General features: G+C 54.5%; 20 protein-coding genes. 15 read left to right on the top strand and 5 right to left on the bottom strand.

Features of this window, described 5'->3' with window-relative positions; translation table 11 throughout:
* The first annotated feature begins 20 nt into the window (after positions 1-20).
* The 3 genes from RHH81_RS02610 to RHH81_RS02600 all read left to right on the top strand — a co-directional run bounded on the left by RHH81_RS02610 (position 21) and on the right by RHH81_RS02600 (position 3454).
* The gene (locus RHH81_RS02610) at positions 21-314 is read left to right on the top strand and encodes a YggT family protein (protein WP_206201587.1); all 294 of its coding nucleotides are present in this window, start codon (positions 21-23) and stop codon (positions 312-314) included.
* Positions 314-1183 (top strand): DNA adenine methylase, encoded by an 870-nt coding sequence (locus tag RHH81_RS02605; protein ID WP_206200950.1) that lies wholly within the window; start codon positions 314-316, stop codon positions 1181-1183. Before RHH81_RS02610 ends, RHH81_RS02605 begins: the two co-directional genes overlap by 1 nt.
* Positions 1184-1717: 534 nt before the next feature.
* Complete coding sequence (locus tag RHH81_RS02600; RefSeq protein ID WP_310743335.1) at positions 1718-3454, top strand: diflavin flavoprotein; 1737 nt, start codon at positions 1718-1720, stop codon at positions 3452-3454.
* A 9-nt stretch (positions 3455-3463) separates the two neighbouring features.
* Here the strand turns inward: RHH81_RS02600 and RHH81_RS02595 are convergent, their stop codons facing one another.
* The 4 genes from RHH81_RS02595 to gyrA form a co-directional block, all read right to left on the bottom strand.
* Positions 3464-3913 carry a hemerythrin family protein gene (locus RHH81_RS02595; protein ID WP_206200947.1) on the bottom strand — a complete coding sequence of 150 codons (450 nt, stop codon included), beginning with the start codon at positions 3911-3913 and terminating at the stop codon, positions 3464-3466.
* A gap of 120 nt (positions 3914-4033) precedes the next feature.
* Positions 4034-5116, bottom strand: coding sequence for a class I SAM-dependent methyltransferase (locus RHH81_RS02590; protein WP_206200946.1), 1083 nt, complete (start codon positions 5114-5116; stop codon positions 4034-4036).
* Between the two features lie 49 nt (positions 5117-5165).
* Entirely contained in the window at positions 5166-6155 is a 990-nt protein-coding gene (hpnA, locus tag RHH81_RS02585; protein ID WP_310743334.1) for a hopanoid-associated sugar epimerase, read from the bottom strand.
* Positions 6152-8713 carry a DNA gyrase subunit A gene (gene gyrA / locus RHH81_RS02580; RefSeq protein WP_302678774.1) on the bottom strand — a complete coding sequence of 854 codons (2562 nt, stop codon included), beginning with the start codon at positions 8711-8713 and terminating at the stop codon, positions 6152-6154. The genes hpnA and gyrA overlap by 4 nt, the downstream gene beginning before the upstream one ends.
* A gap of 380 nt (positions 8714-9093) precedes the next feature.
* Here gyrA and gltB point away from each other — a divergent pair, with 380 nt between their 5' ends.
* The 12 genes from gltB (at position 9094) to RHH81_RS02520 (ending at position 25484) form a co-directional block, all read left to right on the top strand.
* Positions 9094-13719, top strand: coding sequence for a glutamate synthase large subunit (gltB, locus tag RHH81_RS02575; protein WP_310743333.1), 4626 nt, complete (start codon positions 9094-9096; stop codon positions 13717-13719).
* A gap of 61 nt (positions 13720-13780) precedes the next feature.
* On the top strand, positions 13781-16963 hold the full coding sequence (locus tag RHH81_RS02570; RefSeq protein WP_206200943.1) for an ATP-binding protein: 3183 nt from the start codon (positions 13781-13783) through the stop codon (positions 16961-16963).
* On the top strand, positions 16963-17397 hold the full coding sequence (gene ureE / locus RHH81_RS02565; RefSeq protein WP_206200942.1) for an urease accessory protein UreE: 435 nt from the start codon (positions 16963-16965) through the stop codon (positions 17395-17397). The genes RHH81_RS02570 and ureE overlap by 1 nt, the downstream gene beginning before the upstream one ends.
* Positions 17387-18064 (top strand): urease accessory protein UreF, encoded by a 678-nt coding sequence (locus RHH81_RS02560; RefSeq protein ID WP_206200941.1) that lies wholly within the window; start codon positions 17387-17389, stop codon positions 18062-18064. Before ureE ends, RHH81_RS02560 begins: the two co-directional genes overlap by 11 nt.
* A 13-nt stretch (positions 18065-18077) precedes the next feature.
* Entirely contained in the window at positions 18078-19253 is a 1176-nt protein-coding gene (locus RHH81_RS02555) for a molybdopterin molybdotransferase MoeA (protein WP_206200940.1), read from the top strand.
* A 5-nt stretch (positions 19254-19258) separates the two neighbouring features.
* A complete protein-coding gene (gene moaA, locus RHH81_RS02550) occupies positions 19259-20224 on the top strand; it encodes a GTP 3',8-cyclase MoaA (RefSeq protein ID WP_206200939.1) in 966 nt (321 codons plus the stop codon).
* 4 nt (positions 20225-20228) lie between these two features.
* Positions 20229-21287: a cyclic pyranopterin monophosphate synthase MoaC gene (moaC, locus tag RHH81_RS02545; protein ID WP_302678770.1), complete on the top strand. Its 1059-nt coding sequence runs from the start codon at positions 20229-20231 to the stop codon at positions 21285-21287.
* Complete coding sequence (locus RHH81_RS02540) at positions 21271-21525, top strand: MoaD/ThiS family protein (RefSeq protein WP_302678769.1); 255 nt, start codon at positions 21271-21273, stop codon at positions 21523-21525. Before moaC ends, RHH81_RS02540 begins: the two co-directional genes overlap by 17 nt.
* A gap of 7 nt (positions 21526-21532) precedes the next feature.
* Positions 21533-22036, top strand: coding sequence for a molybdenum cofactor biosynthesis protein MoaE (locus RHH81_RS02535; protein ID WP_225901625.1), 504 nt, complete (start codon positions 21533-21535; stop codon positions 22034-22036).
* Between the two features lie 366 nt (positions 22037-22402).
* Entirely contained in the window at positions 22403-23311 is a 909-nt protein-coding gene (locus RHH81_RS02530; protein ID WP_206200936.1) for a LysR family transcriptional regulator, read from the top strand.
* Positions 23292-24344, top strand: a complete 1053-nt coding sequence (locus tag RHH81_RS02525; protein WP_310743332.1) for an anthranilate phosphoribosyltransferase family protein — start codon at positions 23292-23294, stop codon at positions 24342-24344. Before RHH81_RS02530 ends, RHH81_RS02525 begins: the two co-directional genes overlap by 20 nt.
* A complete protein-coding gene (locus tag RHH81_RS02520; RefSeq protein WP_206200934.1) occupies positions 24345-25484 on the top strand; it encodes a putative sulfate/molybdate transporter in 1140 nt (379 codons plus the stop codon).
* Positions 25485-25488: 4 nt separating this feature from the next.
* Here RHH81_RS02520 and RHH81_RS02515 read toward each other — a convergent pair whose 3' ends face one another.
* The gene (locus RHH81_RS02515) at positions 25489-25944 is read right to left on the bottom strand and encodes a nitrate reductase associated protein (protein WP_206200933.1); all 456 of its coding nucleotides are present in this window, start codon (positions 25942-25944) and stop codon (positions 25489-25491) included.
* Positions 25945-25962 lie beyond the last annotated feature (18 nt).

Genomic DNA, 25962 nt, shown 5'->3' with positions numbered 1-25962 from the left:
GGATAGTGTAAGCGATGCCAATGCCTGTGGTTGTTGTCATCAATTGGGTACTGGGAATCATCCTCGCCATTTTTACCCTGATCTTTCTGGTGCGGATTGTCCTCACGTGGTACCCCCAGATTAACCTCACCCAAGGGCCATTGAAAGTGATTTACTGGCTTTCAGAGCCTGTGCTGGCACCAACTCGCCGCGTTGTGCCGCCCCTTGGGGGAGTGGATATTAGTCCCATTATCTGGGTGGGCATTGTCACGCTCCTACGGGAATTGCTCGTGGGGCAGCAGGGACTGTTGTTCATCCTGTTTCCACCGGTCTAGTGGGGACAACAACAATCCTCAGCCCGAAGCCATTTCTCAAGTGGGCGGGGGGCAAGTCGCAATTGTTGAGCCAAATGGCTCCCTATTTACCCCATCAATGTCGCTGTTATGCTGAGCCGTTTTGTGGCAGTGCAGCGCTCTACTGGTATCTCTTTGGCCAAGCCCAACAGGGGGAATTTCAGTTTCAGCAGGTGCGGTTGAGCGATCGCAACCCTGAACTAATGAACTGCTACCAAATTGTGCGCGATCGCGTGGAGGACTTAATTCAAGAACTCACGGCATATCGCCAACAGCACAGCGAAGCTTTTTACTACCACATTCGTAGCTTAGATCAGCAGCAACTTGATCCCCTCACGCGAGCAGCTCGCTTCATCTATCTGAACAAAACCTGTTTTAACGGCCTCTATCGTGTTAATCGTGCCGGGCAGTTCAACGTTCCCATGGGTCGTTATCGCAATCCCCAAATTTTTGATCCAGAGGCTCTGCGCCAAGCGAGCCTTGCTCTGCAAAAGGTGACATTGAGTGTGGCGGATTTTCAAGAGGTCTTAACTTGGGCAACGGCGGGGGATTTTATCTACTTTGATCCACCTTACTATCCTCTTTCTAAAACAGCCAGCTTCACCAGTTACACTGATCAGCCCTTTGGCGAGGCAGAACAGATTGCCCTGGCCAACGTTGTCGCTGAGTTGGCTCAACGGGGATGCTACGTCATGCTTAGCAATGCTTGGGTTGAACCCATGCTGCACCTGTATCGCTCTTGGCGCTGTATTGAACTCAAGGCCAGCCGTGTGATCAACTCCAATCGCCACAAACGCGGTAAGATTAGCGAGCTGCTGGTTGTCACCTATGGCTATTTCGAAAGGGAGTGAGATATTTTTAAGAGGGATAAGCTATACTCAAAAATTCATGAATATCACTCAAGAAGCCACGGAATGTTGTGCCTGTGTTTGCCCCCAAGGTCAATCCCATGGAGCAGCATGAGCATGGCAGTCGTTCGAGACGCTGGAAGCCCTGCGTCAAAACCTGCAAGCTGTATTGTTACAACTGACGACGGCAGTGATTCGTTCTTTACACAGCCTTTATTAACCCTATCTTCAAATTGAATTGGTATTATAAAGCAAATATAAAAACAAAGATTAAAAACCATAATATTGAATCTCTTTATTTGATAAGATTAGAAAAAATTATTAAAGTTTTTAAGCGTTAACCAATTTCTTGAATTCCAATTACTTAATAGCCTTCTTAATAACCCTGCGATTTGAAAAATCATCAAATAAAACATCAATGATCAAGAATAAAAGTTTTACTGGTAATTCCCTATGCGATTAAACTACGTTATAGTGGCAGTGCTATTTCAATATTTTCGATAGCAGTACCGCAGATAGGTTTTCAGGAGGTGTCCAATGCTCACGGAAACTCGTCCCCGTGATGTTCAAGTCGCAGAAATTGCGCCCGGGGTTTTGGTCTTGCGATCGCGCACTTGGGATCGGCTGAAGTTTGAAGTGGAGTACGGCCGTCAGCAGGGAACCACCTCCAATTCCTACCTGATCCGAGCACCCCAACCCGCCCTGCTGGATCCGCCAGGGGAATCCTTTACCCAAATTTATTTGCAGGAACTCCAGCAGCACATTGATCTGAGTCAACTGCGGTACCTGATTCTCAGTCATGTCAACTCCAACCGTCTGGCGACCGTCAAGGTTTTGCTGGAAAAAGCGCCCCAGATCATTATCGTCTGCTCTAAGGCAGGGGCAGTAACCTTGCGCTCCACCCTTGGCGAGCAATTGAATCTCTGGATTCCCCGTGCGGAAACACCCCTAGAGTTAGGGGGCGATCGCCAACTGGAGTTTATTGCTGCTGCTACGCCCCGCTGGCCCGATGGCTTGATTACCGTTGATCCTCAGAATCAAATTGTGTTTACCGATAAGCTCTTTGGTGCCCATGTCTGTGGCGATAGCCTCTACGATGAGCAGTGGAAAAAACTCGATGCGGATCGTGCCTACTACTTTGAATGTTTGCATGCGGCGCAAACCCGCCAAGTGGAAAGCATTTTGGATCGCTTGGTAGAACTGACACCGCCACCGCGCCTCTATGCCCCCGCCCACGGCCCGATCGTCAAGTTTAGCCGTAGCCGCCTCTTTCAGGACTATCGCGACTGGTGCCAAGCCCAAACGGAACAGGACACCAAGGTAGCACTTTTCTATGCCTCTGCCTATGGCAATACAGCAATTCTAGCCAACGCGATCGCCCAAGCCCTAACGGCAGCCGGTGTGCAAGTGGAGGCCATTAACTGTGAAACCACACCCCCAGCAGAAATGCAAGCCCTGATCCACAGTAGCGACGGCTTTATTATTGGCTCGCCCACCCTAGGGGGACACATGCCGACACAGGTGCAGACCGCTTTGGGGTTTATTTTGGCGGAGGGCAGCCAAACCAAGCTGGCGGGGGTCTTTGGCTCCTACGGCTGGAGTGGTGAGGCCATTGATGACATTGAACAAAAGTTGCTTGATGCTGGTTATACCCTTGGCTTTGAAACGCTGCGGGTGAAGTTTACCCCCACGGCGAGCGATCTTGAAAAATGCCAAATTGCCGCCAACGAGTTTGCCCAAGCCCTGAAGAAACTGCGCAAGAGTCGCACCGTCCGCCCCCCCAGTCTCGTCGAGGCACAGGTGGATCGCACCGAGCAGGCAGTGAATCGGGTCGTGGGTTCCCTGTGTGTTCTGACCACCCTACCGGAAGGGTGTTTTCACCTCACCCAAGCGGCAGCGATTTTGGTGTCGTCGGTCTCCCAAGCCTCGTTTAATCCCCCCGGTATCACAGTGTCCTTGCCGCAGGAATGGGCAGAAAGCCTCTGCTTGGTGGGCGATCGCTTTGTCTTGAATATTCTCAAGGAAGGCAGTCCCCTCGTTCGCCAATTTCAGCAGGCACAACGCCTTGGTGAGCAACAATTAGCCACCCTTGGCCTCAAAAGCGCTGAGAGTGGTGCCCCGATTTTGCTCGATGCCCTTGCCTATTTGGAATGTACGGTAGAGTCCCGCATGAACTGTGGCAACCACTCGCTGATCTATGCCGTGGTCGAGAGTGGTGAATTGCTGCAAACCAGTGGCTTAACGGCCATCCAACATCGCAAAACCAGTGGTTAGTCCCGAGATCTAAAAGGCAGTTTCCGCCGTCAACTCAGCCGCTTGTTGCTGTGCTAGCTCCTCGGGATGGGTGAGCAGGTAGAGCATTGGCAGATCTTCTTCGCGAATATGGCGCACGACTAGAGCACCAATCGCCTCAATCGTCTCTGGCGTCAGCTTTTCGGGATGACCCTGCACCTGCTCAAGCACCCCACTCAAATCCCGTAGCAGATTTTGGTGAGCCGCACGGTGGGAGAGATAGAGGGGATGGTTGGCAGCAGCCATCAGAGTTTCTTCGTGCTGGAAGTGGCGTTCCGTTTCGCTGGCGCACTCTAGTAATTGCGGCTTCACTTGCGAAAAGGTTGCTCCCTCAGCGATCGCCGAGCGTAACTGCTGTAACATCGCCAGCAGTGCCTGATGTTCCTGATCGATTTCCGCCAAGCCAGAGACAAACTCCGCTTGCCATGCCAGCCCATCCATCAATTAACCCTCCAGACTGCCACAGGGAAAAGACATTTTGACGTACTGTGTTCAGCCTAGCAGCCCCACATCGCAGGAGGTGGGCACCGTTACAAAGTGTAGCGGACTGGTACCTTTGGGCTAAGAAGCCTTAACGGCCACCCAATACTTACTCATAAAGTGGTGCTGCACCTCTTTGACCACTAGGCCTGCTTTTTCTAAGCGGATGTTGAGATCATCTTCAATGTAATTCCGGTAAAAGGGCTCGTGGAAAAGGTTGGCAAAGTTTTCCATCATCGGGCGCTGCTCTGGGGAATCCAGGGCTTGAATCGAGTCACAGATGACAAAGACACCCCCCGGCTGGAGAACGCGGGCGCATTCATTGATCACGTTTTGGCGCACTGGGGCGGGCAGTTCATGGAAGAGAAAGACACAGGTGATGGCACTAAAGTAGTTGTCCACGTAGGGTAGGGTCTCGGCATTCCCTTGAATGAGTTGTGGCAAATCCCCGGTCTGGGTAGCAAGAAGTGAGTTGGCCTTGCGCAAATAGGTGGGCGACAGATCAATGCCAAAGAGGGCTGCGGCCGGGAAACCATAGCGCAGTTGTTTTAGGGTGCGACCAGTGCCACAGGCAACATCGAGAATGCGTACAGGTGGCGTAGGAGGATGAGTGGCGAAATGTTGGGCAATGGGAGCAATCACGCGCCGCCGCATCGCATCTGCCGTACCGCCAAAGAGCAGTTCCACTTGAACATCGTAGAGGTTGGCGGAGGTTTCACTGAGGTAGCCGTCGGTTTGGTAGTGGAAGTTTTGGCGATAATACTGCGGATAGTCCTCAAGGCGCACGTCCTTGGCAAATTCCTGAAATTGGCGCGATCGCGCCCGCTGCCACATCTGCAGCAAATCTAGCCACAGTACCGGATAAAAGCGCAAAAATTCTTCCCAAGGGGCATCAAAGAGAAGTGTGGGGGGATACAAGCCAGCCACCGCATCCTGCCAATCCTGCTGGAGTAGGGCTTCATAACGTTCCTTGAGCCATGCTTGCAACTCAGGGCTGAGGGGTTGCGTCCGCTCTTCGGTGGGAAAGAGAGTATTGAGAAGACGAGCACTCAGGGTTTTGTGGGCGATCGCGAAAATGTTTTTGCCCCATTGCAGGGCTTGGTAGCCACGATGAAGCGTCTCTTCCACAAGCGGCAACTGCGAGGTAAAGGGCGCAACCAGCATAGTTCTTAACTAAACTTCATAATTTCCATTCCTCACTATATCGCAAACCCTAGGGGCAGTAGCCGCGTTCACGGTACCAAGTCACGGCGTCTCGGAGCGCCTCCTCAATCGGCGTCTGGGGCAGTCCCAATTCGGCCACGGCTTTGCGGGCATCGTAAAACATTTTTTGCTGTGCCATGCGCACTCCGTCAACGGGGATGGTTGGTTGTTTTCCCAAAGCCCCCAGCACCACTTCATCGAACCAGGCTACTACGAGGGGAATCACCACAGGAATTTCGCCAAGGGGACGCGGCAATCCAGTCATCGTGGCTAGGCGTCCTAGAATTTCTGCCAGTGTGAGGTTTTGGTGGCCAAGGATGTAGCGTTCACCGGTTTTGCCCTTTTCCAAGGCCAAGAGATGACCGATCGCCACATCCCGCACATGGATCAGGTTCAACCCCGTGTTGACATAAAAGGGCATCTGTCGCCGCAAAAAACGCAGGATCATCTCGCCAGTGGGGGTGGGCTTCGCATCCCAAGGGCCAATGGGGGTACTGGGATTGACAATGACAATATCTTGCCCTTGGCGGATTGCCTCGTGAGCCACCTGCTCTGCCCAGTACTTGGAGCGCTTGTACTCGCTAATCAGCTTTTCGGGGGGGCTTTGGTAGGCTTCGGTGGTGGGTTGGCCACTGGGATCCACACCAATGGCGGCCACGGAACTGGTGTAAACGGTGCGCTCAATGCCAGCCTCACGGGCAGCAGCTAAGATGCGACGGGTGCCCTCTACATTGACGGCATAGAGGAGGGGGCGATCGCGCCGCCACAGACTGTAATGGGCGGCAACATGGAAGAGCACTTGGCACCCTTGCATCAAGGGCACTAAGTCACTGGTGCGGAGATCCCCCTGCACCAACGCCACATCCCACGCTTTGAGATGGGCAGCCTGCTGCGGTTGGCGCACAAGGGCACGGACACGATACCCCCTCTCGGCAAGGACTTGTGCCACATGGGTACCGACAAAGCCACTGGCACCCGTGAGAAAGGCGGTGGTGCTCAATCTTCCTCGGCCTCCATGCTACCGGGGGGCAAGACGGCTGCCGTGACAATCACATCATCCTCATCTAGGCGTTGCAGACGGACGCCCGTGGCCGATCGCGACTGCGAGGAAATATCCATGACCTTTTGGCGAATAATGATGCCGCGACTGGTGACAATCATCAATTCATCCTCGGCATTGACAATCCGCAGAGCCGCCAGTTGATCCTCGTTACTTTTGGCTTTGAATTTGGTGGCGGTAATGCCCATACCGGCGCGGTTTTGCAGCCGAAACTGTTGCACGGGTACCCGCTTGCCGTAGCCATTGGTGGTAATCACCAGTACCCAAGGGCCTTCACTGTGCGCCACCGTCTCCTCAACGTCTTCCATCTCGGCACTGTCATCCTCCGGGGGGGTAGCAAAACGGTTGGCGATCGCCGCCGGCAGAATATCCATCCCCACTAGTTCATCCCCCGGACGCAGGCTCATGGATTTGACCCCCCGCGTGGCACGGCCAAGGGGGCGCAGTTGATCGTGACTGGCGCGAAAGTGAATCGCCATGCCCTGCCGCGAGCCGATGATAATGGTGTCCTCTTCGCGGGTACGCCGCACCCACCGCAGTTGATCCCCCTCCTCAAGGGAAATGGCAATCAGGCCATTGGTGCGGATATTGCTAAAGGCCGCTAGCGCCGTTTTCTTAATGAAGCCCTTGCGGGTGAGCATCACCAGATACTCATCTTCCCTAAACTCTTGGACGGCAATGACGGAGGTAATTTTTTCCTCGCGGGGAATGGGCAGCAGTTGGACAATGGGGGTGCCGCGGGCTTGGCGCGAGCCACTGGGAATTTGGTAGGCGGGCAAGGCATAGACTAAACCGCGATCGCTAAAGAAAAGAATGCGATCGTGATCATTACAGCTAAAGAAGTGCTCAACGGCATCATCCTCTTTAATCTCTGCCCCTTTGCGTCCCCGCCCATCGCGACTTTGGGCTTCAAAGGTATCCACGGGCATCCGCTTGATGTAGCCCTGCTGGGTAACGAGAATGACGGATTTATCGTTGGCAATTAAATCGGTGTCGCTAATCTCGCCATCCGCTTGCACAATCAGCGATCGGCGGGGCGTGGCAAACTTGGCCTTGAGGTCGGTGACTTCTTTTTCAATAATCTCCAGTACCCGCTGGCGATTGGCCAAAATATCGCGATAATCGGCTATTTGCCGCTGAAGGTCTGCGTGCTCCCGCTCAATTTTTTCCGCCTCTAAGGCCGTGAGGCGCCGCAGTTGCATCTGCAAAATGGCATCGGCTTGGGCTTCACTGAGGGCATAGGTTTGCATCAATTGCTGACGAGCAAGGGTCGTGTCACTCGCACTGCGAATGAGTTGAATCACGGCATCGAGATTGGCCAGCGCCACCAGCAACCCTTGGAGCAGGTGATCCCGTTCTTCAGCCTTGCGCAGGGCATAGCGGGTACGGCGGGCGATCGCCGCTTCACGGAAACTAAGGAACACCTCTAAACTGCGTTTGAGGGTCAGCAATTGCGGCTCGCCGTTGACGATCGCCAGCATATTGGCACCAAAATTCACCTGTAGGGGGGTTTGCTTGTAGAGATTGTTGAGTACCACCCGTGGGTAGGCATCCCGCTTTAGCTCAATCACCACCCGAATGCCATCGCGATCGCTTTCGTCCCGCAGATCGGCAATGCCCTCAATTTTTTTCTCGTTGACCAACTCGGCAATTTTTTCCATCAGCGCTGCCTTGTTGGTTTGGTAGGGCAACTCCGTCACGATAATCGCCTCGCGGGGTTGGCGACCCGGTGCTTCAAGGGTTTCAATCGTGGCCACTGCCCGCAGCGTCATCGAGCCGCGACCGGTGGTATAGGCCTCTTCAATGCCCCCTTGGCCGAGGATATGCCCCCCAGTGGGAAAATCTGGCCCCGGAATGTAGCGCATTAGCTCGCGATCGCTAATCTGGGGGTTATGAATTAAGGCCACCAGCCCATCCACCAGTTCTCCCAAATTATGGGGTGGGATATTCGTCGCCATCCCCACGGCAATGCCGGAGGTGCCATTGAGCAGCAACTGGGGAATCCGCGCCGGTAAAACTAGGGGTTCCTGCTGCGAGCCGTCAAAGTTATCAACAAAGTCAACGGTTTCCTGCTCGATGTCCTGCAAGAGGGCTTCTGTGGCTAGGGCTTGCAGCCGACACTCGGTGTAGCGCATCGCGGCCGGCGGATCATTGTCAATCGAGCCAAAGTTGCCATGGCCATCAATGAGGGGGTGACGCATAGAAAAGTCCTGCGCCATCCGCACGAGGGCATCATAGACCGCTGAATCGCCGTGGGGGTGATATTTCCCTAGCACTTCCCCCACCACACGGGCACATTTGCGGAAGGGGCGATCGCTGGTCAGCCCCAACTCATGCATGGCATAAAGGATGCGGCGGTGTACGGGTTTGAGACCATCGCGGGCATCGGGAAGGGCACGCCCAACAATGACGCTCATGGCATATTCAAGGTATGAGCGCGAAATTTCGTCCCGCAACTCAGTGGGAATGATCCGAGAAGAATCAGCAGCAAAGCTCATGGGCGTGTTTTACCAAGCAATTAATCGGGAAGCCTTGTTGTTCAGTTGGAAAATTTAATGATATCACGCCAGCCTGAACGCCAACCTTAACCCCTCTCTGCTGCGGCGTTCTAGCCCTCAAGTCAGCCTCAGCGATCGCTGGTTTGCCGGCTCCTATGGCCAAACCTTAACAATCTCTTGCTTTGGCGTTTCTGGATCCAAGCGAAGCCCCTATAATAGCGAAAGACCCTATACGTTGCTCCATCACCAGCACTCTCTAATCTCTGTATACTGTCGCCTTGGCTCCTCCCTTCGAGTCGTGGCGTTTTTCAGTCCCTAGAGCTGGTTGCTGTTGTCAAGACAACGTTAGACCCCTCAGTCGATTGAACGCTTTCAGACCCATGCAACAATCTGCCTTTTCTTCCCCCGTGCATCAAGTTGGTTACCATGGACAGCCTTGGCTTGTGGCCGAGCGAGATGCCTGTGGTGTGGGTTTTGTTGCCCATCGCAAGGGGATAGCTAGTCATCGCATCTTGACCCAAGCCCTTGAGGGATTGACCTGCCTTGAACACCGCGGGGGCTGTAGTGCCGATCGCGACTCTGGGGATGGGGCTGGCATCATGACGGCGATTCCGTGGGAGTTGTTGCCGGAGTTTGGCATTCCCCGCCAGCGGATTGGGGTGGCGATGATCTTTTTGCCCCAAGGGGCGGCAACGGCAGCGGCAAAGGGGATTGTGGAACGGGTGCTCAGTGAAAATGAACTGCGCCTGTTGGGCTGGCGAGCAGTGCCCGTGAATCCCAGTGTTTTAGGGCGCCAAGCAAGGCAAAATCAGCCCCAAATTGAACAGCTCTTTGTGGCTTCCAGTAAAGCCAGTGGTGATGAACTGGAGCGGCAGCTCTACTTAGCGCGCAAGCGCATTGAGCGGGCGATCGCCCAAATCAAGGCGGACTGGCGACAGGACTTCTATATCTGTTCCTTTTCCACCCGCACCATTGTCTATAAGGGCATGGTGCGCTCGGCAGTACTGGCCCAGTTTTATGAGGATTTGCGCAACCCCAACTACATCACCCCCTTTGCCCTTTATCACCGCCGCTTTAGCACCAACACCATGCCTAAGTGGCCCTTGGCGCAACCGATGCGGATGCTGGGACACAACGGCGAAATCAATACCCTCTTGGGGAATATCAACTGGATGCGGGCACGAGCCGCCCAACTGAGCCATCCCTATTGGGGCGAAGCCTTTGCGGATCTCATGCCCATTGTCAATGCCGAAAATAGCGACTCCGCCAACCTCGACAATGTGCTGGAATTGCTGGTGCAATCGGGACGGCAGCCCCTGCAGGCAATGATGATGCTGATTCCCGAGGCCTACCAAAACCAGCCCGATTTGGCGGATCACCCCGAGGTGGTGGACTTTTACGAATACTACAGTGGCCTTCAAGAGGCGTGGGATGGTCCAGCACTAGTGGCCTTTGCTGATGGCAAAATTGTCGGCGCCACCCTTGATCGCAATGGCCTGCGACCTGCACGCTACACCCTCACTAATGACGATCTGGTGATTGTCTCTTCCGAGGCGGGCAGCATTCAAATTGATGAAGCAACGGTGATTGAAAAAGGCCGCCTTGGCCCTGGGCAGATGATTGCCGTTGACTTAGAACACCAAGAGCTGCTCACCAACTGGGAAATCAAACAGCGGGTGGCACAGCAGCAACCCTACGGCGAATGGCTGAAAACCTATCGCCAAGAACTTGCCCCTCAACCCTATGGCGAAACCCCCACCCTCGAAAGCCAAACCTGCCTACAACAGCAAATGGCCTTTGGCTTCAGCGCCGAAGATGTGGAAATGATCATTGAGGTCATGGCCAAGGATGGCAAGGAACCCACCTTCTGCATGGGGGATGACATTCCCTTGGCGGTGCTGTCGCAACAACCCCACCTACTCTACGACTACTTCAAGCAGCGCTTTGCCCAGGTCACCAATCCGGCCATTGATCCGCTGCGGGAAAAACTGGTGATGTCCTTGGTGACTCGCCTTGGTGCGCGGGGGAATTTGCTCGTTGAAAGCCCAGAAGATGCCCGCCTGCTGCAACTCAATTCTCCCCTCATTAATGAAGCAGAGCTAGAGGAAATTCTCAAGGCTCCCTTTGGTACCACTCGGCTCTCGACACAGTTTGCGATCGCCCAAGGGCCTGCGGGGCTTGAGGCCGCTGTGAATCGGCTCTGTGAACAGGCCGCTGCCGCCGTCAAAGGAGGCGCCGAAATCCTTGTGCTCAGCGATCGCCACAACCTTGCTGGCGAACCCCATCTTTTGGATGCCGACACGTCCTATATCCCACCCCTATTGGCGGTGGGGGCAGTGCACCACCATTTGATTGCCCAAGGCATTCGCCGTCGCGTCTCCCTTGTCGTGGAAACAGCCCAATGCTGGAGTACCCATCACTTTGCCTGCCTGATTGGCTATGGCGCCGGAGCAGTGTGTCCCTACTTGACATGGGAAACAATTCGCCAGTGGTGGCATAGCGATCGCACCCAAAACCTGATGGCCAAGGGCAAACTGCCGCAACTGACACTGCAACAGGTGCAGGCCAACTATCGCAAAGCCGTGGAGGAGGGACTCCTAAAAATCCTCTCCAAGATGGGGATTTCTCTGATTGCTAGCTATCGCGGTGCCCAAATTTTTGAGGCCATTGGTATTGGTGATGACCTGCTCAACAAGGCCTTCATTGGCACTACGTCGCGGGTGGGGGGTCTGACGCTTCAAGACTTGGCTCAAGAAACCATTGCTTTTCACCACAAGGCCTTCCCCGAACTCACCGCCAAGAAACTGGAGAACTTTGGCTTTGTCCAATTCCGTCCCGGTGGCGAGTACCACATGAATAATCCGGAGATGGCCAAGGCACTCCACAAAGCCGTGAGCAGCAATAGCTATGACCATTACGAGGTCTATCGCCGTCAACTCACCGGTCGGGTACCCACAGCCTTGCGGGATCTGCTGGACTTCCAGAGCGATCGCCCCAGTATTCCCCTCGAAGAGGTTGAACCCGCCAGTGAAATTGTCAAACGCTTCTGCACCGGGGGGATGTCCTTGGGTGCCCTCTCGCGGGAAGCCCATGAGGTGCTGGCGATCGCTATGAACCGCCTTGGCGGTAAATCCAACTCTGGCGAGGGGGGCGAAGATCCGATTCGCTTCCAAGTGCTGACGGATGTGGATGGTGAGGGGCACTCTCCCCAATTTCCCCATCTGCGGGGCTTGCGCAACGGTGATACCGCCAGTTCCGCCATTAAACAGGTGGCCTCTGGGCGCTTTGGCGTTACTCCAGAGTACCTGATCAATGCCCAGCAAATTGAAATCAAGATTGCCCAGGGCGCGAAACCGGGGGAAGGCGGTCAACTGCCGGGCACGAAAGTCAGCCCCTACATTGCTATGCTGCGGCGATCAAAGCCGGGCGTGTCCTTAATTTCGCCGCCGCCCCACCATGACATTTACTCCATTGAGGATTTGGCGCAACTGATCTTTGATCTGCACCAGATCAATCCCCAAGCGCAAGTCTCCGTGAAACTAGTGGCCGAAATTGGTATTGGTACGATTGCTGCTGGGGTGGCAAAAGCCAACGCCGACGTGATTCAAATTTCCGGTCACGATGGTGGCACCGGTGCTTCGCCCCTGAGTTCGATTAAGCATGCTGGCAGTCCGTGGGAATTGGGGCTGACGGAGGTGCACCGCGTTCTTTTGGAAAATCAACTGCGCGATCGCGTGATTCTGCGGGTGGATGGTGGCCTCAAGTGTGGCTGGGATGTGGTCATGGGGGCTCTGATGGGTGCCGAGGAATTTGGCTTTGGCTCGGTGGCAATGATTGCCGAGGGCTGCATCATGGCGCGGATTTGCCACACCAATAACTGTCCCGTGGGCGTGGCCACCCAAAAAGAAGAACTGCGCCAGCGCTTCCCCGGTATGCCTGAGCATGTGGTGAACTTCTTCCTCTTTATTGCCGAAGAGGTGCGCTCAATTCTGGCTCAACTGGGCTACCGCAGCCTGAACGAGATCATTGGCCGGGCGGATTTGCTGGTACCGCGCCAAGATGTTACCCTTGCAAAAACTGCACCCCTAAATCTGGATTGCTTGACGAAGCTGCCCGACACGCGGCACGATCGCCAGTGGTTGCAGCACGAAACAGTGCACAGTAACGGTGCCGTTCTCGATGATGAAATTTTGGCACGCCCAGAGGTGCAAGCCGCCATTGAGAAGCAGCAAACCGTTGAATTAGAGCTGCCCATTGTCAACACCGATCGCACTGTCGGGGCACGCATCGCGGGTGCCATTGCCAAAAAGTATGGCAACACGGGTTTTGAAGGTCAGATTACCCTCCACTTCCGAGGCAGCGCTGGCCAGAGCTTTGGCGCCTTCAATCTGCCGGGGATGATCCTCAACCTCACCGGCGAAGCCAATGACTATGTCGGCAAAGGGATGCATGGGGGTGAAATCATTATCAAGCCGCCGGCCAATGCTCCCTATGCGGCTGCGGAGAATGTGATTATTGGCAACACCTGTCTCTACGGCGCCACGGGGGGGTTTCTCTTTGCCAATGGCCGCGCCGGTGAACGATTTGCTGTCCGCAACTCCAAAGCCTCTGCCGTTGTCGAGGGCACAGGGGATCACTGCTGCGAATACATGACCGGTGGGGTGGTCGTGGTCTTGGGCACTACGGGTCGCAATGTGGGTGCCGGTATGACCGGTGGCTTGGCCTACATCTTGGATGAAGCGGGTAACTTCCCCGCCAAGGTCAACCCCGAAGTTGTCAAACTCCAGCGGGTCACCTCTGCCATTGGTGCCGCCCAACTCAAACAACTGATTACTGCCCACCACGAGCGCACGGGGAGTGCCAAGGCCGCAATGATTCTGGAGCAGTGGGAGCACTATTTACCCCTCTTCTGGCAGGTGGTGCCGCCTTCGGAAGCCAATACCCCGGAAGTGGTGGGTGAAGTGGCCACTGACAGCGACAGCAAAGTACTCAGTCCCCTTTCCTAGAGGATTGGTCTTTTTAGGCAGCCTAAAATTAAGGGGAAAGCCTAGGGAGGTCGAGGCCGCCATGCTCAGCAAGCTATCCTTTCGCCATAAGCTCTTGCTGGGGACGCTCCTGCCGATTGTTGTCATCTACACCGGCCTTTTCCTCTACATTCGGGCGCGCCTGATTGGCCGCAGTACTGCCGATTATGAAAAGTGGCAGGGAACGCTGGTGTCCCTCTACGCCGATCAATTTAACGACTCACTGGCGCAGGTGGCGCAACTGGCAACCACCACTGCCTATGCCCTAGAAACCTTCCCCAAGGTCGATGAACAGCAGCTGTATGCATTTTTGCGCCGCAATGTCACTGTCAATCCCTTGGTCTATGGATCGGCGATTGCCTTTACTCCCTATAGCTTTTCTCCCCGCAAGCGCCTCTTTTGCCCCTATATTTATCGGCAGGGGGGCACATGGCGGCAAAAGGATACGGGAACAATTTACGACTACACCCAACCCCAATGGAACTGGTACACAGAGCCAATTCAAAGCGGTCAGCCCCGCTGGAGTGATCCCTATTTTGATCGGGGTGCGGGGGATAGTTGGATGGTAACCTATTCGGTGCCCTTCCGCCGCCAAGGTCAAATTCGGGGAGTCGCCACGGTGGATGTGGCTCTAGAAAGCCTGCAGCAGACCATGAACATTCAAGCCCTCCAAGAAGGCCAGTTCTTTGTCTTGGATCGCAAGGGACGGATTATCTTTCATAACGATGTCCAGTTCATTGGTCAATCTATTTTTTACATTGCCAAGGAAAACAACCACGGCGATCTTGCCGCCCTAGGCAGAGCAATGGTGGCGGGTCAAAGGGGACAGCAATGGGTCACTGATTGGCTTTCCCAAGAGCGCCAATGGGTCTTTTATGCGCCGATTCCCGAGGCACGCTGGAGTCTGGCCATTCGTATCAATGAAGACACACTGCTTGACTTTATTCATGAAGAAACGTGGGCGGGTCTGTGGATTTTGGGGATGTCCTTTGGCTTGATTAGTTTGCTGACTTGGGGAGTGACAGGCTACATCGTGCGCCCCCTGAAGCGGCTAAATGCTGCAGCCCACAAAATTGCAGTGGGTGATCTAGACATTGCCGCTGAGGTGGACACCGCAACTCAGGATGAGTTGGGCAACCTCGGTCGCACCTTTGTGGATATGGCAGGGCAATTAGAGGAAAGTTTTAGTGAACTCCACCGCTTTAATCAACGCCTCGAAGAGGAAGTGGCGCACCGGACGGCTGCCCTTGAGGCGGCCAATCGACAACTGACCGAAAAAGAACGGGTACTTCATGACCACAATGTTGCTTTGGTGCAGCTGAGCCAATCTCCCCATGTGCAACAGGGACACTTTCGTATGGCGTTGCAGGAGATTATCCAAGTGACGGCAACAACACTGCGCGTCCAGCGGGCTTCGGCATGGGAACTCCAGGGCGATCGCCTCAAATGTGTTGTCCAGTACGACCCTGCCGCCAACAACCCTACTCAATCCACCTACCTCACCCAGCCCCCCTATCCAGAGTACTTGAAACTGCTGCGCACCGGGGAACCCCTCGTGGTCAATGATTTACTCACGGATCCGCGCACCCACGAACTGCGGGACTATGCCAAACTTCAGCGGGTGTATTCTCGGATTGATGCGCCGATCATCTTCAATGGTCAATTATTGGGGGTGATCTGTGTTGAGAGTATTGGCGAGCATCGGGTTTGGCTGGTGGAGGAACGCAGTTTTGTCTCCAATGTGGCGGATATTGTCACAATCGCCCTTGCAGCCCATCAACGTCATCAAGCGGAGCGGGAGTTACTCAAGGCCAAAGAGGCAGCAGAGGCAGCCAACAAAGCCAAAAGTATTTTCCTTGCCAACATGAGCCATGAACTGCGCACCCCCCTCAATGCCATTCTCGGCTTTAGTCAAATTTTGCTCAGCGATCGCACCCTTGCACCGCAGCATCGGCAAACCCTTGAAAAGATCAACCGCAGCGGTGAACACCTTTTGGGTTTGATTAACGATGTCCTTGACATGGCCAAAATTGAAGCTGGGCGTATCACGCTTCAGGAAACCACCTTTGATCTGCGGCGGATGCTGCAAACCCTCGAAGAAATGCTCAAGGTGCGAGCTGAAGCTAAAGGGTTGCGTCTGGTCTTTGATTTGCCCGCCAATCTGCCGGTGGCGGTAACCACTGATGAAATGAAGCTGCGCCAAGTATTGGTGAACCTCTTGGGCAATGGCATTAAATTCACCAAAGAGGGGGGCGTCTCCCTCAAGGTCAGCTATAAAGCCCAAGAACCCCCGCGACTCGCCTTTGAAGTCAGTGATACGGGTATTGGCATGACCGCGGCAGAGTTGAAAATGCTCTTCCAGCCCTTTGTCCAAACCGATAGCAGTAAAAAAGTCAGTGAAGGCACTGGGCTGGGGTTGGCCATTAGTCGCCAGTTTGTGCAATTGATGGGGGGGGATATTCAGGTGCGCAGCACCAAGGGGCAGGGAAGTCACTTTTACTTTGAGATCAACATTGGCCTTGGCGATCCCCAAGCGCTAGAGGAGGAAAGGGCACAAACCGTTGTTGGCCTGCGATCGCCCACCTCAGCAGTCCGCATTCTGGTGGTAGATGATATTCCCGAAAACCGCCAACTGCTCACCCAACTCCTAAAACCCGTGGGCTTTCGCTGTCGAGAAGCCGGCAATGGTCAAGAGGCGGTGCAGATCTGGCGAGAATGGCAGCCCCATGCAATTCTCATGGATATTCGCATGCCCGTGATGGATGGTAAAACGGCAACGCGACAGATCAAGAAAGAAGTGAGCGATCGCCTCCGACGCGGCGAAGCCGTCTGCGCCCCGAAAATTCTTGCGGTGACCGCCAGTGGCTTTGAGCAGGACAAACAGGAACTGCTGAATCTCGGTTGTGATGACTACATTGCCAAGCCCTTCCGTCCGCAAACGATTTTTGAACGACTCGCCGCCCAGTTAAATCTAGAGTATGCCTACGAGGATGCTCTGCCCCCCGCAAGTGCTCCCCGTCCTGAGGTGCTGGATCCAGCCGCCCTAATGGTGATGCCCCGCCCTTGGATTGCTGAACTCCAAGAAGCGGCCAAAAAGCTCAATGCCAAGCGCATTCGCGAACTGATTGCTGAAATCCCATCCGAAGAAGCCGCCTTGATTGCAGGCCTTCAGCAACTGGTGAAAACATTCCGCTTTGATAAAATTGTCGAGTTGACGCTGGTTTGATGTTCAGGCTGACGCAACTTTGCCCTACAACATTGGAAAATGCCCGTCAGTTGCACCTCTCATTGACCGCAGAGGAACGCTGTCGCAGTCGTCTCCATTGCCACAGTGATGAGGGGGAATCTCTCTATCTGAAGTTGCCGCGCGGGATGACGTTACAGCCGGGCGATCGCCTTCAGGACGAGGACGGCACAGTAGTCGTCACGGTTCACGCCAAACCCGAACCCACGCTAAAGGTGATGGCTACCACTCCCCTTGACCTTCTACAGGCCGCCTACCACCTTGGGAATCGCCACCTCCCCTTGGAAATTCACACCGATTATCTTCGCTGGGGGGCAGATTCCGTGTTGCAAACCATGCTGGAACAGCGGGGCTTAATAGTAACGTTTGAAGTCGCGCCCTTTTGTCCCGAGCGCGGTGCCTACCATGTTCACTGAGTCAGCGCTGTTAACCTTGTTGCAGTGGGTGAGTCCCGCTTTGCCCATTGGCGGCTTTAACTACTCCGAGGGCTTGGAGACCCTGATTGCCCAAGGCAAGATCACCTCAGCAGCCGCCGTACAGGATTGGCTCACCTTTGAACTGGCTTTTGGCAGTGCTCACTTGGAAACAGCAGTGATGGGGCGGGTTTATGGGGCGATCGCCAAGGGCGATTTTGACGCTGTTCACCAGTGGAATGCGTGGCTCTCGGCTGCCCGCGAAAGCGCCGAACTGCGTGCCCAAAATTGGCAAATGGGAACAGCATTGATCAACCTCGTCGCTGCCCTCGATCGCCTACCGCCAGAACTTCAGACTGGTCAGCCCTACCCTTGGAATGTCAGTGTTGCCTTTTGCATTGCCGCTGCCCTTGCCGACATTCCCCTAGAAACCGCACTTCTAGGCTATCTCCATAGTTGGGTCACTACTCTGATCAATGCAGCGGTGAAACTGATTCCCCTTGGTCAGACGGCGGGTCAAGTGCTTCTGCGCCAACTTCAGCCCCAGATTCAGCAAACCGTGCAGCAGAGCTTAAATGTGACTGACAATGATTTAGAAAGCTGTACCTTGGGCTTAGCCCTCGCCAGTATGCAGCACGAAACGCTCTACTGCCGCCTATTTCGCAGTTAATCCTGTCTAGAAAATGATTTCCGTCGAAACAGCCGTTGACCTGATTCAGCAGCATTTGCCCGATTGGGGCACAGAGACCATCTCTTTGACTGAGCCTCAGTACAGCCGACTAGCAGGAGCCATTACCAGCGATCGCCCCTACCCACCCATTGACCGCATCATGATGGATGGTATTGCCCTGCGGTGGGCCGCCTATGAATCTGGTCAGCGTGCCTTCCCGATTCTGGGGGTTGTCCCTGCTGGTGAGGTACCCCCCACGTTGACGGATCCACAGGCCTGCTTGGAAGTGATGACTGGTGCCGCGTTGCCCCAGAACTGCGATCTGGTCATTCCCTACGAGGCTCTGGAAATTCGTGACGGCATTGCCCATATCCGCCACGCCGAACTGTGGTCGCCCTATCAATTTGTTCACCGCTGTGGCAGTGATGCGCCGGCGGGTCAACAGGTGCTGGCGGCAGGCACCCCTCTACACAGTCCGGCTTGGGGCATTCTTGCCTCTGTGGGGCAGAGCGAAGTTTGTGTCCAGCGCACCCCCCGCACTCAAATTGTTGCCACCGGCAATGAACTGATTCCGCCAGACCACGTCCCTCAACCCCATCAACTGCGCCTCTCCAATGCCTACGCCCTAATGGCTGCCCTCAAGCGCCAAGGGTACAGCCACGTCAGCATCACCCATTTACCCGATGATCCGCTGCAACTGGCAACCCACTACTGCCAAGCGAGCCAAGCGTACGATCTCCTGATTTATTGCGGCGGCGTTTCCAAGGGCAAGTTTGACTATTTACCGCAACTGTGGCGCGATCATGGCGTGCAGCAATATATCCACGGTGTCGCTCAGCGCCCCGGAAAACCCCTCTGGTTTGGGGTGGATCACACGCAGCAAACGGCAGTCTTTGGCTTGCCGGGGAACCCCGTCTCCAGTTTGGTGTGTTTACACCGCTATATTTTGGACATGCCACGCCTCTATGCCCGCTTGGCCACTCCCTTCTCTTTTGAGAAGCCCTTAACCTACTTTTTACCCGTTAAACTAGAAACCACGAAAACTGCTGAACTGATTGCCCACCCCCGTCCGATGCAAAACTCTGGTGATTTTTTGGCCTTGGCTGACAGTGATGGCTTCTTGGAACTACCTGCCTCGCAAGGGATATTTGCCGCTGGGGAGTGCTATCGCTATTTTCCGTGGAGTTAGGGCGGATGGTTGTCACCACAGCTATCCCTAGCCAACGTTTGCTGGATAACCAAGGGCGACACATTCGCAAGTTGCGCCTGTCGGTTACCGATCGCTGTAATTTGCGCTGTACTTACTGTATGCCCGTGGATGCCGCCTTTATGCCCCCCCAGACCTATTTAAGCCCCACAGAGTATGCCACGATTGTGGCTGAACTGGTGGCACTGGGGATTGAGTCGGTGCGCCTAACGGGGGGTGAACCGCTCCTGCGAGCCGAGTTTGCTGAGATTGTCGCAGCCTTGGTGGCAGTGGGGGTGCCAGAGCTAAGCTTAACCACGAATGGGATTCGCTTGGTGCCCTTTTTGCCCCTCTTGGAACAATATGGGGTACGGCGTTTGAATATCAGTCTGGATAGCCTAGACCCCGAAACCTTTGCCGCCATTAGTCATGGCCACCACTTGGAAACGGTGAAGGCGGCGGTGGCCACTGCGGTTCACCAAGGGTTTCAGGTGAAGCTGAACATGGTGGTTATGGCGGGTGTCAATGATCACGAACTGGTGCCGATGGTGGAGTACGCCAAGGGGTTGGGGATTGAGGTGCGCTTTTTGGAGCTGATGCGCATTGGCTATGCTTGCCACTTGGGGGGCGATCGCTTTGTTAGTGCTGCCACGATGATTGAGCGCTTGCGTCAGCATTATGATCTGCGACCTGTGCCACGTCCTTTGGATTCCACTTCGTTTAACTTTGAGACGGCCTGTGGCGGGCAGATTGGTTTTATCGCTTCAGAATCCCAACCCTTTTGTGGCCACTGCTCCCGTTGGCGCTTGTCTGCGGATGGTGTCCTGCGAGCGTGCCTGTTTAAGGAGGCGGGGGTGTCCCTACGGGGCTTAAGTCAAAGGGAACGGTATGTCGCCTATGAGCAAGTGTTGGGCATGAAACCCAGCTTGCGCGGAGCAGAAGTTCACCATGCGATGCACCAGATTGGAGGCTAGGAGGATGCTCTCCCACATCAATGAGCACCAACAACCCCAGATGGTGGATATTAGCGAGAAGGCCGTGAGCGATCGCCGAGCGGTGGCAGAAGCCCTGATTGAATTGCCACCAGTCTTTCAGGCCTATGTGCAAGGGGGAGATCTCTTTCTCACGAAAGGGCCTGTGGTGCAAACGGCGATTATTGCTGGCACAATGGCGGTAAAACGCACCGCTGAAGTCATTCCCTTTTGCCATTCGCTGCCGATTACTAGTTGTCGCTTTGAGACGGATATCGAGTCACTTGAGAGTGGCCTTAGAATTCGCCTGCGCTGTGAGGTCAAAACCCGCGATCGCACCGGGGTGGAAATGGAAAGCCTGCATGGGGTGGCGATCGCAGCCCTCACAATCTACGACATGGCCAAAGCCCTCAGCCCCCATATTGTGATTCGCGAGGTGCGCCTGCTGGCGAAAAGTGGTGGCAAGAAAACCCTCGGCCAATATCCCCTCTACGGCCTTGTGCTCACTGGCGGCCAGAGTCAGCGCATGGGTCAGGCCAAAGCCCTGCTAGACTACTACGGCGAACCCCATGCCCAGTACCTCTACAATTTGTTGGCTCAATCCTGCGAACAAGTCTTTCTCTCAGCGCAACCCAATCAATGGCAGGGGACTCCCCTTGCCGATTTGCCAACCCTCCCCGATACCCTGCCTCAGATTGGCCCCATTGCCGGCATCCTAACAGCTTTACGTGCCTATCCCCACGTGAACTGGTTAGTGGTGGCCTGTGACTTGCCCTATTTGACCACAGAAACCCTTGCGCCCCTGTTGCACCATTACCGCGAAGATGTGGTGGCCACCTGCTATCACCATCCCCAAGAGGGTTTCCCAGAGCCATTGTGTGCCATTTATACCCCCCAAGCTCTGCCGGTATTTGAGGCCGCCTATGCAGAAGGGATCTACTGCCCTGTGAAAATTCTCCAGCGATCGCCCTGCCAGCGGATTGCCCCACCCCAGCCGACCATTACTGCCAACATCAACACCCCTGAAGATTATCTGGAAGCCCTACACCATGTCCGACAGCCCTAAAACTATTCATCTACACTACTTTGCCCAGTTACGCGAGCAAAGCCAACGGGAACAGGAGGAGCGAGTGACCACCGCCCAAACCTATGGCGAGCTATACCAAGAACTAAAGACCCAGTACGGGTTTACCCTTGATCTGACCCATGTTAAGGTTGCGGCTAATGATACGTTTGTGACACTGGATCAACCCCTACGAGCTGGAGATAAGGTCGTCTTTATTCCCCCTGTTGCCGGGGGTTAACTAAGCGATGGTGATCAAGCAATTTTCCCTAACCAATACTCCCCTAGAGCCAGCTCAGTTGTGGCAGCCCCTAGCCAACTTGCGAGCCGGTGCCTTTGTTAGCTTTGAGGGTTGGGTGCGCAATCACAACCACGGCAAGATCGTCACTGCCCTAGAATACGAGGTCTATCCTGCCTTGGCTCTTAAAGAAGGAGAACAGATCCTAGCAGAAGCCATTGGGAAATTTGACTTGCTGGGGGCGATCGCCAGCCATCGCTATGGAACGCTAACTCTTGGCGAGATTGCTGTGTGGGTAGGGGTGACGGCGCCTCATCGCCAACAAGCCTTTGCTGGTGCGGCCTACATCATTGATGAAATTAAACACCGCCTACCCATTTGGAAAAAGGAATACTATCTAAATGAGCCAGCTACTTGGGTGTATTGCCGTGAGCATCACCATTACGGTCTGTTTGATGACGACGGGGGACAACCGTGGGGGCTAAGTCGTCTCGCTTCAGCCAGCGATGGATAGTGGCGCAACTGACCTAGAAGATTTGAGTTGCTTCACTAATTTTGCCACCTTGCTGGATGTAGGAGACAACCCGCTCTCGTCAGTCCAAGCTATAGCTCATATTCTTGAGTAACATTCATGACGCTTTGAGTATAGCCTAACCTCTCAAATGCGCACAGAAGAAACAGAACTGGCATGGGAGGGCAAGTATGACCAATCAGTTTACCTCATTCAGCGCTGGAACCAAGAGGGTATGCTGTAGGACATTCTCAAGAAACTGTATCAATTAACACCCTTTACTATCCGAAAGTTGCATAAGATGAAGAGCCACAAGAGCCACAATTGCATCAATAGACATAGACGCAGAGGGAGAACACAGCAAGTATTATGCGACTTGATCAGTTTCAATCTTTTTTAGCTGTTGCTGAAACGGGGAGTTTTCAAGCGGCAGCGCGGCGGTGTGGGGTGACGCAACCCACAATTAGTCGGCAAATTCAAGCTCTAGAAGAAAGTTTGGGGATGCAACTTGTTCACCGCTCGAATCGCGCCAAGTTAACTGTGGCGGGGGACTTGTTTTTGCGCCGTGCCCATCGCATCTGGCAAGAGTGGCAGGCCGCCAATGCTGAACTCAAAGCCATGCAAAATGGCCAGCAGCAGGAACTCTGCATTGCCGCTATTCACTCCATTTGCCGCTACTTTTTGCCCACGCTGTTACCGACGTTTTGCCAAGCATTTCCCCAAATGCAGTTGCGGGTGACTGCCCTAGGGAGCGATCGCGCCCTCAAAGTCTTGCAGGATAGCCTAGTAGATCTAGCAATTGTCATGGGCGATCGCCACCTCTTAAAACAGGCGGAATGGGTGATTGAACCGCTGTACAGTGAGCCTGTGCAAGTGCTAATGGCGGCTGAACATCCCCTCGCTGTTAATGAGACCTTGACATGGCAAGAACTAGCTCGCTTTCCCCATGTGGTATTTAAGGATGGCTATGGCATGCGCCGCTTGGTGGCTGAAGAATTTAGCCGTCGGGGTTTACCTTGGCAACCCGCTCTTGAACTCAACACGCCTGATGCGTTTATTGCTGTGATCCGCGAAAGTGAGATGGTTGCCTTGCTGCCGCGCTCTGCCCTCAAGGAAGCGCTCCACGATCCTGCCCTAGGGATTCGTGATTTATCCACGCCACTGCCCCTGCGTCAGGTGTTGGCCATTACCACCCGCGATCGCCTGACCTTACCGCCCGTTGCCCAGTTGCTTACGTTGATCCGCCAGCAGGCTGCCCATGAGTCCTCTTTTTCGTGATCTCCTTAAAAAAGTCGGCAGTGGTGCCCACACCCACAAAGACCTGAGCCGCGCCGAGGCAGCCTTGGCGTTGCAACTCATGCTGGAGCAGGTGGCAACCCCTGCCCAAATTGGGGCGTTTTTGATTGCTCATCGGATTAAGCGACCCACCTCGGAAGAGATGGCGGGTATGCTCGATGCCTACAACGAGCTAGGGCCAAAGATTCCAGCAGTTGAGACCAGTTGCCCCGTGATCATCCTCAGTCAGCCCTATGATGGTCGCGATCGCACGTTTCCCCTGAGTCCATTAACAGCATTGGTTTTGGCGGCTGCTGGGATTCCAGTACTTCAACACGGGGGCGATCGCATACCCACCAAAGAAGGCATTCCCCTCATTGAGCTATGGCGATGTTTAGGGGTGGACTGGTCAACCCTAACCCTAGAACAAATCACCCACTGCCTAGAGCAAACGGGTTTAGGTTTTGTCTATCTCCCGCGTCATTTTCCAGCAGCCCAAGGGCTAGTCCCCTACCGGGAGCAAATTGGTAAACGTCCCCCCATTGCCACATTGGAATTAATCTGGAATCCTTACCAAGGGCGCAGTCACCTCGTAGCAGGGTTTGTTCATCCGCCGACGGAAGGGATCATGCGCGATGCCCTCTATCTCCACGGTGTTCATGAATTTACTACCGTCAAAGGTCTTGAAGGCAGTTGTGATTTGCCCCGCGAACGCACCGCCATTATCGGCCTTGCCCGTGATCAAGACCCTCCTTGGCAACGCCTGCGTCTCCATCCCCAAGAGTATGGTATGGCCAGCAGTAATGTGCCTTGGCCAGCGGACACAACAACTGCTGCAAAAATGATGGCTGCCGTCTTAGCTGCCGAGGAGCAGCCCCTCACCACCTCCGTTATCTGGAACAGTGGGTTTTACTTGTGGCAGGGGGGCAAAGCCGATAGTCTCAATTCCGGACTCGCACTCAGCAGCGAACTCCTCCGTAGTGGTCGGGTGGCTCAACACCTACAGAAATTGCAAACCATGTTGGAGAAGATATAGATGTTGCGGGAGCGACTGCGCTTTAATTGGCAAGAACTCAGTGGCAGTTTTGGTGATTTGGGTACGGATTTGCCCCTACTGGTGGGGATGATCATGGCTGCCCAGTTGGATAGTGCTAACGTCTTCACTTTGTTTGGCGTGGCACAAATTCTCACGGGGGTATTCTATGGCCTTCCCATGCCGATGCAACCCCTAAAGGCAATGGCTGTAATTGTGATGACGGAAAAACTCACTGGATCTATCCTTTGGGCAGGGGGACTGATGGTAGGAGCGATGATGTTGGTGTTAACGTCCACCGGAATCCTGACCCGACTGGCTCGCTGGATTCCCCAACCCGTGGTGCGGGGCTGTCAATTGGGACTGGGACTGTCTCTAGCCGCCGTTGCCCTCAAGACCTACTTGCCCGCGGGTGACCTCTTTGGTTATCTGTTGGGTGCCATGGGCTTTTTGATCTTGCTCCTTTTACCCAAGGAACGGGGAGTTCCCGCAGGGTTACTGGTGGTGTTGCTGGGGGTGGGTGTAGCGATTAGCCGTGTTCTGGCTGAGACAGAATTGCAGTTAACCATTGCTTGGCAGCTTCCCTACCTGCAGCCTTTAGATCCTCAGGCCTTGATTCCCGGACTCGTGCTATTGGCACTGCCGCAGTTACCCCTATCGATCGCCAATGCAGTGATTGCAACCCAGCAAACTGCCCACGATCTCTTTCCCGATCGCCCCCTCTCGATTCGCCAAATTGGCCTCACGTATAGCCTCACCAACTTGATCCTGCCTTTCTTTGGTGGTGTCCCCCTCTGCCATGGCTGTAGCGGTTTGGCAGGACACTATGCCCTTGGTGCCCGCACAGGTGGGGCGGTGGTGATCTATGGCAGTCTCTACCTTCTCTTGGGTCTCTTTTTTGGTTCCAGTGTGGATAAGCTGCTGGAAATTTTTCCCCTCTCGATTTTGGGGGTCATTCTTTTGTTTGAAGCGTGGGTACTCATGGGCTTTATTAAAGATCAAGCCGCCATGCCCGCAAATTGGATGATTACCCTCTTAGTGGGGGCGATCGCCCTCAGTGTGCCCCAAGGCTTCTTAGTGGGCACCCTTGTTGGTACAACTCTGTACTACCTCAGCAGAAAAATGCCACTACAACTCTCCTAGCCCTCTAGGCCAGACCAAATTCCTGCAATGCTGGCCAAAAATTGCGATTCTCGTGGCCGGGCTGGCTGAGCTTCACAAGGGCAAAGCGTTGGAGGGGGGTCAGGGCTGACCATTTTTCCACCGTCAGGCTGTGGTGAGGTACCTTGGTCAGTTGTTGCTGCACTGTCTCTGGCAGTTCAGTGGTGATGTCCCAAGGGTAGGGTTGGCGAATCTCTATATCACTCGGTGGGGTTCCATGGGTATGGGTCACCCAATCCCGCAGTTGCTGACGATAGTCTGCCTGAGCTTCGGGGGTGTCGCAGGGAGTCACCACAAGCCATTGTCGCTGTTCTTGGGAAAGTTGATGCCAGTGGAGCAGCTTCAGCTTGACCCCACATAAATCTAGTTTATAGCGAACAATCATTGGAATACAGCGTAACGAAGCCGTGAATTCAGCCTCAAACGCAAAGAAGTGGGACATCAATAGCCATAACCCTCC

Source organism: Thermosynechococcus sp. PKX95 (assembly GCF_031583295.1).
In the GTDB taxonomy this organism is placed as follows: Bacteria; Cyanobacteriota; Cyanobacteriia; order Thermosynechococcales; family Thermosynechococcaceae; genus Thermosynechococcus.
This window is presented reverse-complemented; position numbering and strand designations above follow the sequence as displayed.

Bases quoted from the DNA above. Each gene is read 5' to 3' on its own strand.
- RHH81_RS02610 (WP_206201587.1), top strand. From the start codon at position 21: ATGCCTGTGGTTGTTGTCATCAATTGGGTACTGGGAATCATCCTCGCC.
- RHH81_RS02600 (WP_310743335.1), top strand. From the start codon at position 1,718: ATGCTCACGGAAACTCGTCCCCGTGATGTTCAAGTCGCAGAAATTGCG.
- RHH81_RS02595 (WP_206200947.1), bottom strand. From the start codon at position 3,913: ATGGATGGGCTGGCATGGCAAGCGGAGTTTGTCTCTGGCTTGGCGGAA.
- RHH81_RS02590 (WP_206200946.1), bottom strand. From the start codon at position 5,116: ATGCTGGTTGCGCCCTTTACCTCGCAGTTGCCGCTTGTGGAAGAGACG.
- gyrA (WP_302678774.1), bottom strand. From the start codon at position 8,713: ATGAGCTTTGCTGCTGATTCTTCTCGGATCATTCCCACTGAGTTGCGG.
- gltB (WP_310743333.1), top strand. From the start codon at position 9,094: ATGCAACAATCTGCCTTTTCTTCCCCCGTGCATCAAGTTGGTTACCAT.
- RHH81_RS02570 (WP_206200943.1), top strand. From the start codon at position 13,781: ATGCTCAGCAAGCTATCCTTTCGCCATAAGCTCTTGCTGGGGACGCTC.
- ureE (WP_206200942.1), top strand. From the start codon at position 16,963: ATGTTCAGGCTGACGCAACTTTGCCCTACAACATTGGAAAATGCCCGT.
- RHH81_RS02560 (WP_206200941.1), top strand. From the start codon at position 17,387: ATGTTCACTGAGTCAGCGCTGTTAACCTTGTTGCAGTGGGTGAGTCCC.
- RHH81_RS02555 (WP_206200940.1), top strand. From the start codon at position 18,078: ATGATTTCCGTCGAAACAGCCGTTGACCTGATTCAGCAGCATTTGCCC.
- moaA (WP_206200939.1), top strand. From the start codon at position 19,259: ATGGTTGTCACCACAGCTATCCCTAGCCAACGTTTGCTGGATAACCAA.
- moaC (WP_302678770.1), top strand. From the start codon at position 20,229: ATGCTCTCCCACATCAATGAGCACCAACAACCCCAGATGGTGGATATT.
- RHH81_RS02540 (WP_302678769.1), top strand. From the start codon at position 21,271: ATGTCCGACAGCCCTAAAACTATTCATCTACACTACTTTGCCCAGTTA.
- RHH81_RS02535 (WP_225901625.1), top strand. From the start codon at position 21,533: ATGGTGATCAAGCAATTTTCCCTAACCAATACTCCCCTAGAGCCAGCT.
- RHH81_RS02530 (WP_206200936.1), top strand. From the start codon at position 22,403: ATGCGACTTGATCAGTTTCAATCTTTTTTAGCTGTTGCTGAAACGGGG.
- RHH81_RS02525 (WP_310743332.1), top strand. From the start codon at position 23,292: ATGAGTCCTCTTTTTCGTGATCTCCTTAAAAAAGTCGGCAGTGGTGCC.
- RHH81_RS02520 (WP_206200934.1), top strand. From the start codon at position 24,345: ATGTTGCGGGAGCGACTGCGCTTTAATTGGCAAGAACTCAGTGGCAGT.
- RHH81_RS02515 (WP_206200933.1), bottom strand. From the start codon at position 25,944: ATGTCCCACTTCTTTGCGTTTGAGGCTGAATTCACGGCTTCGTTACGC.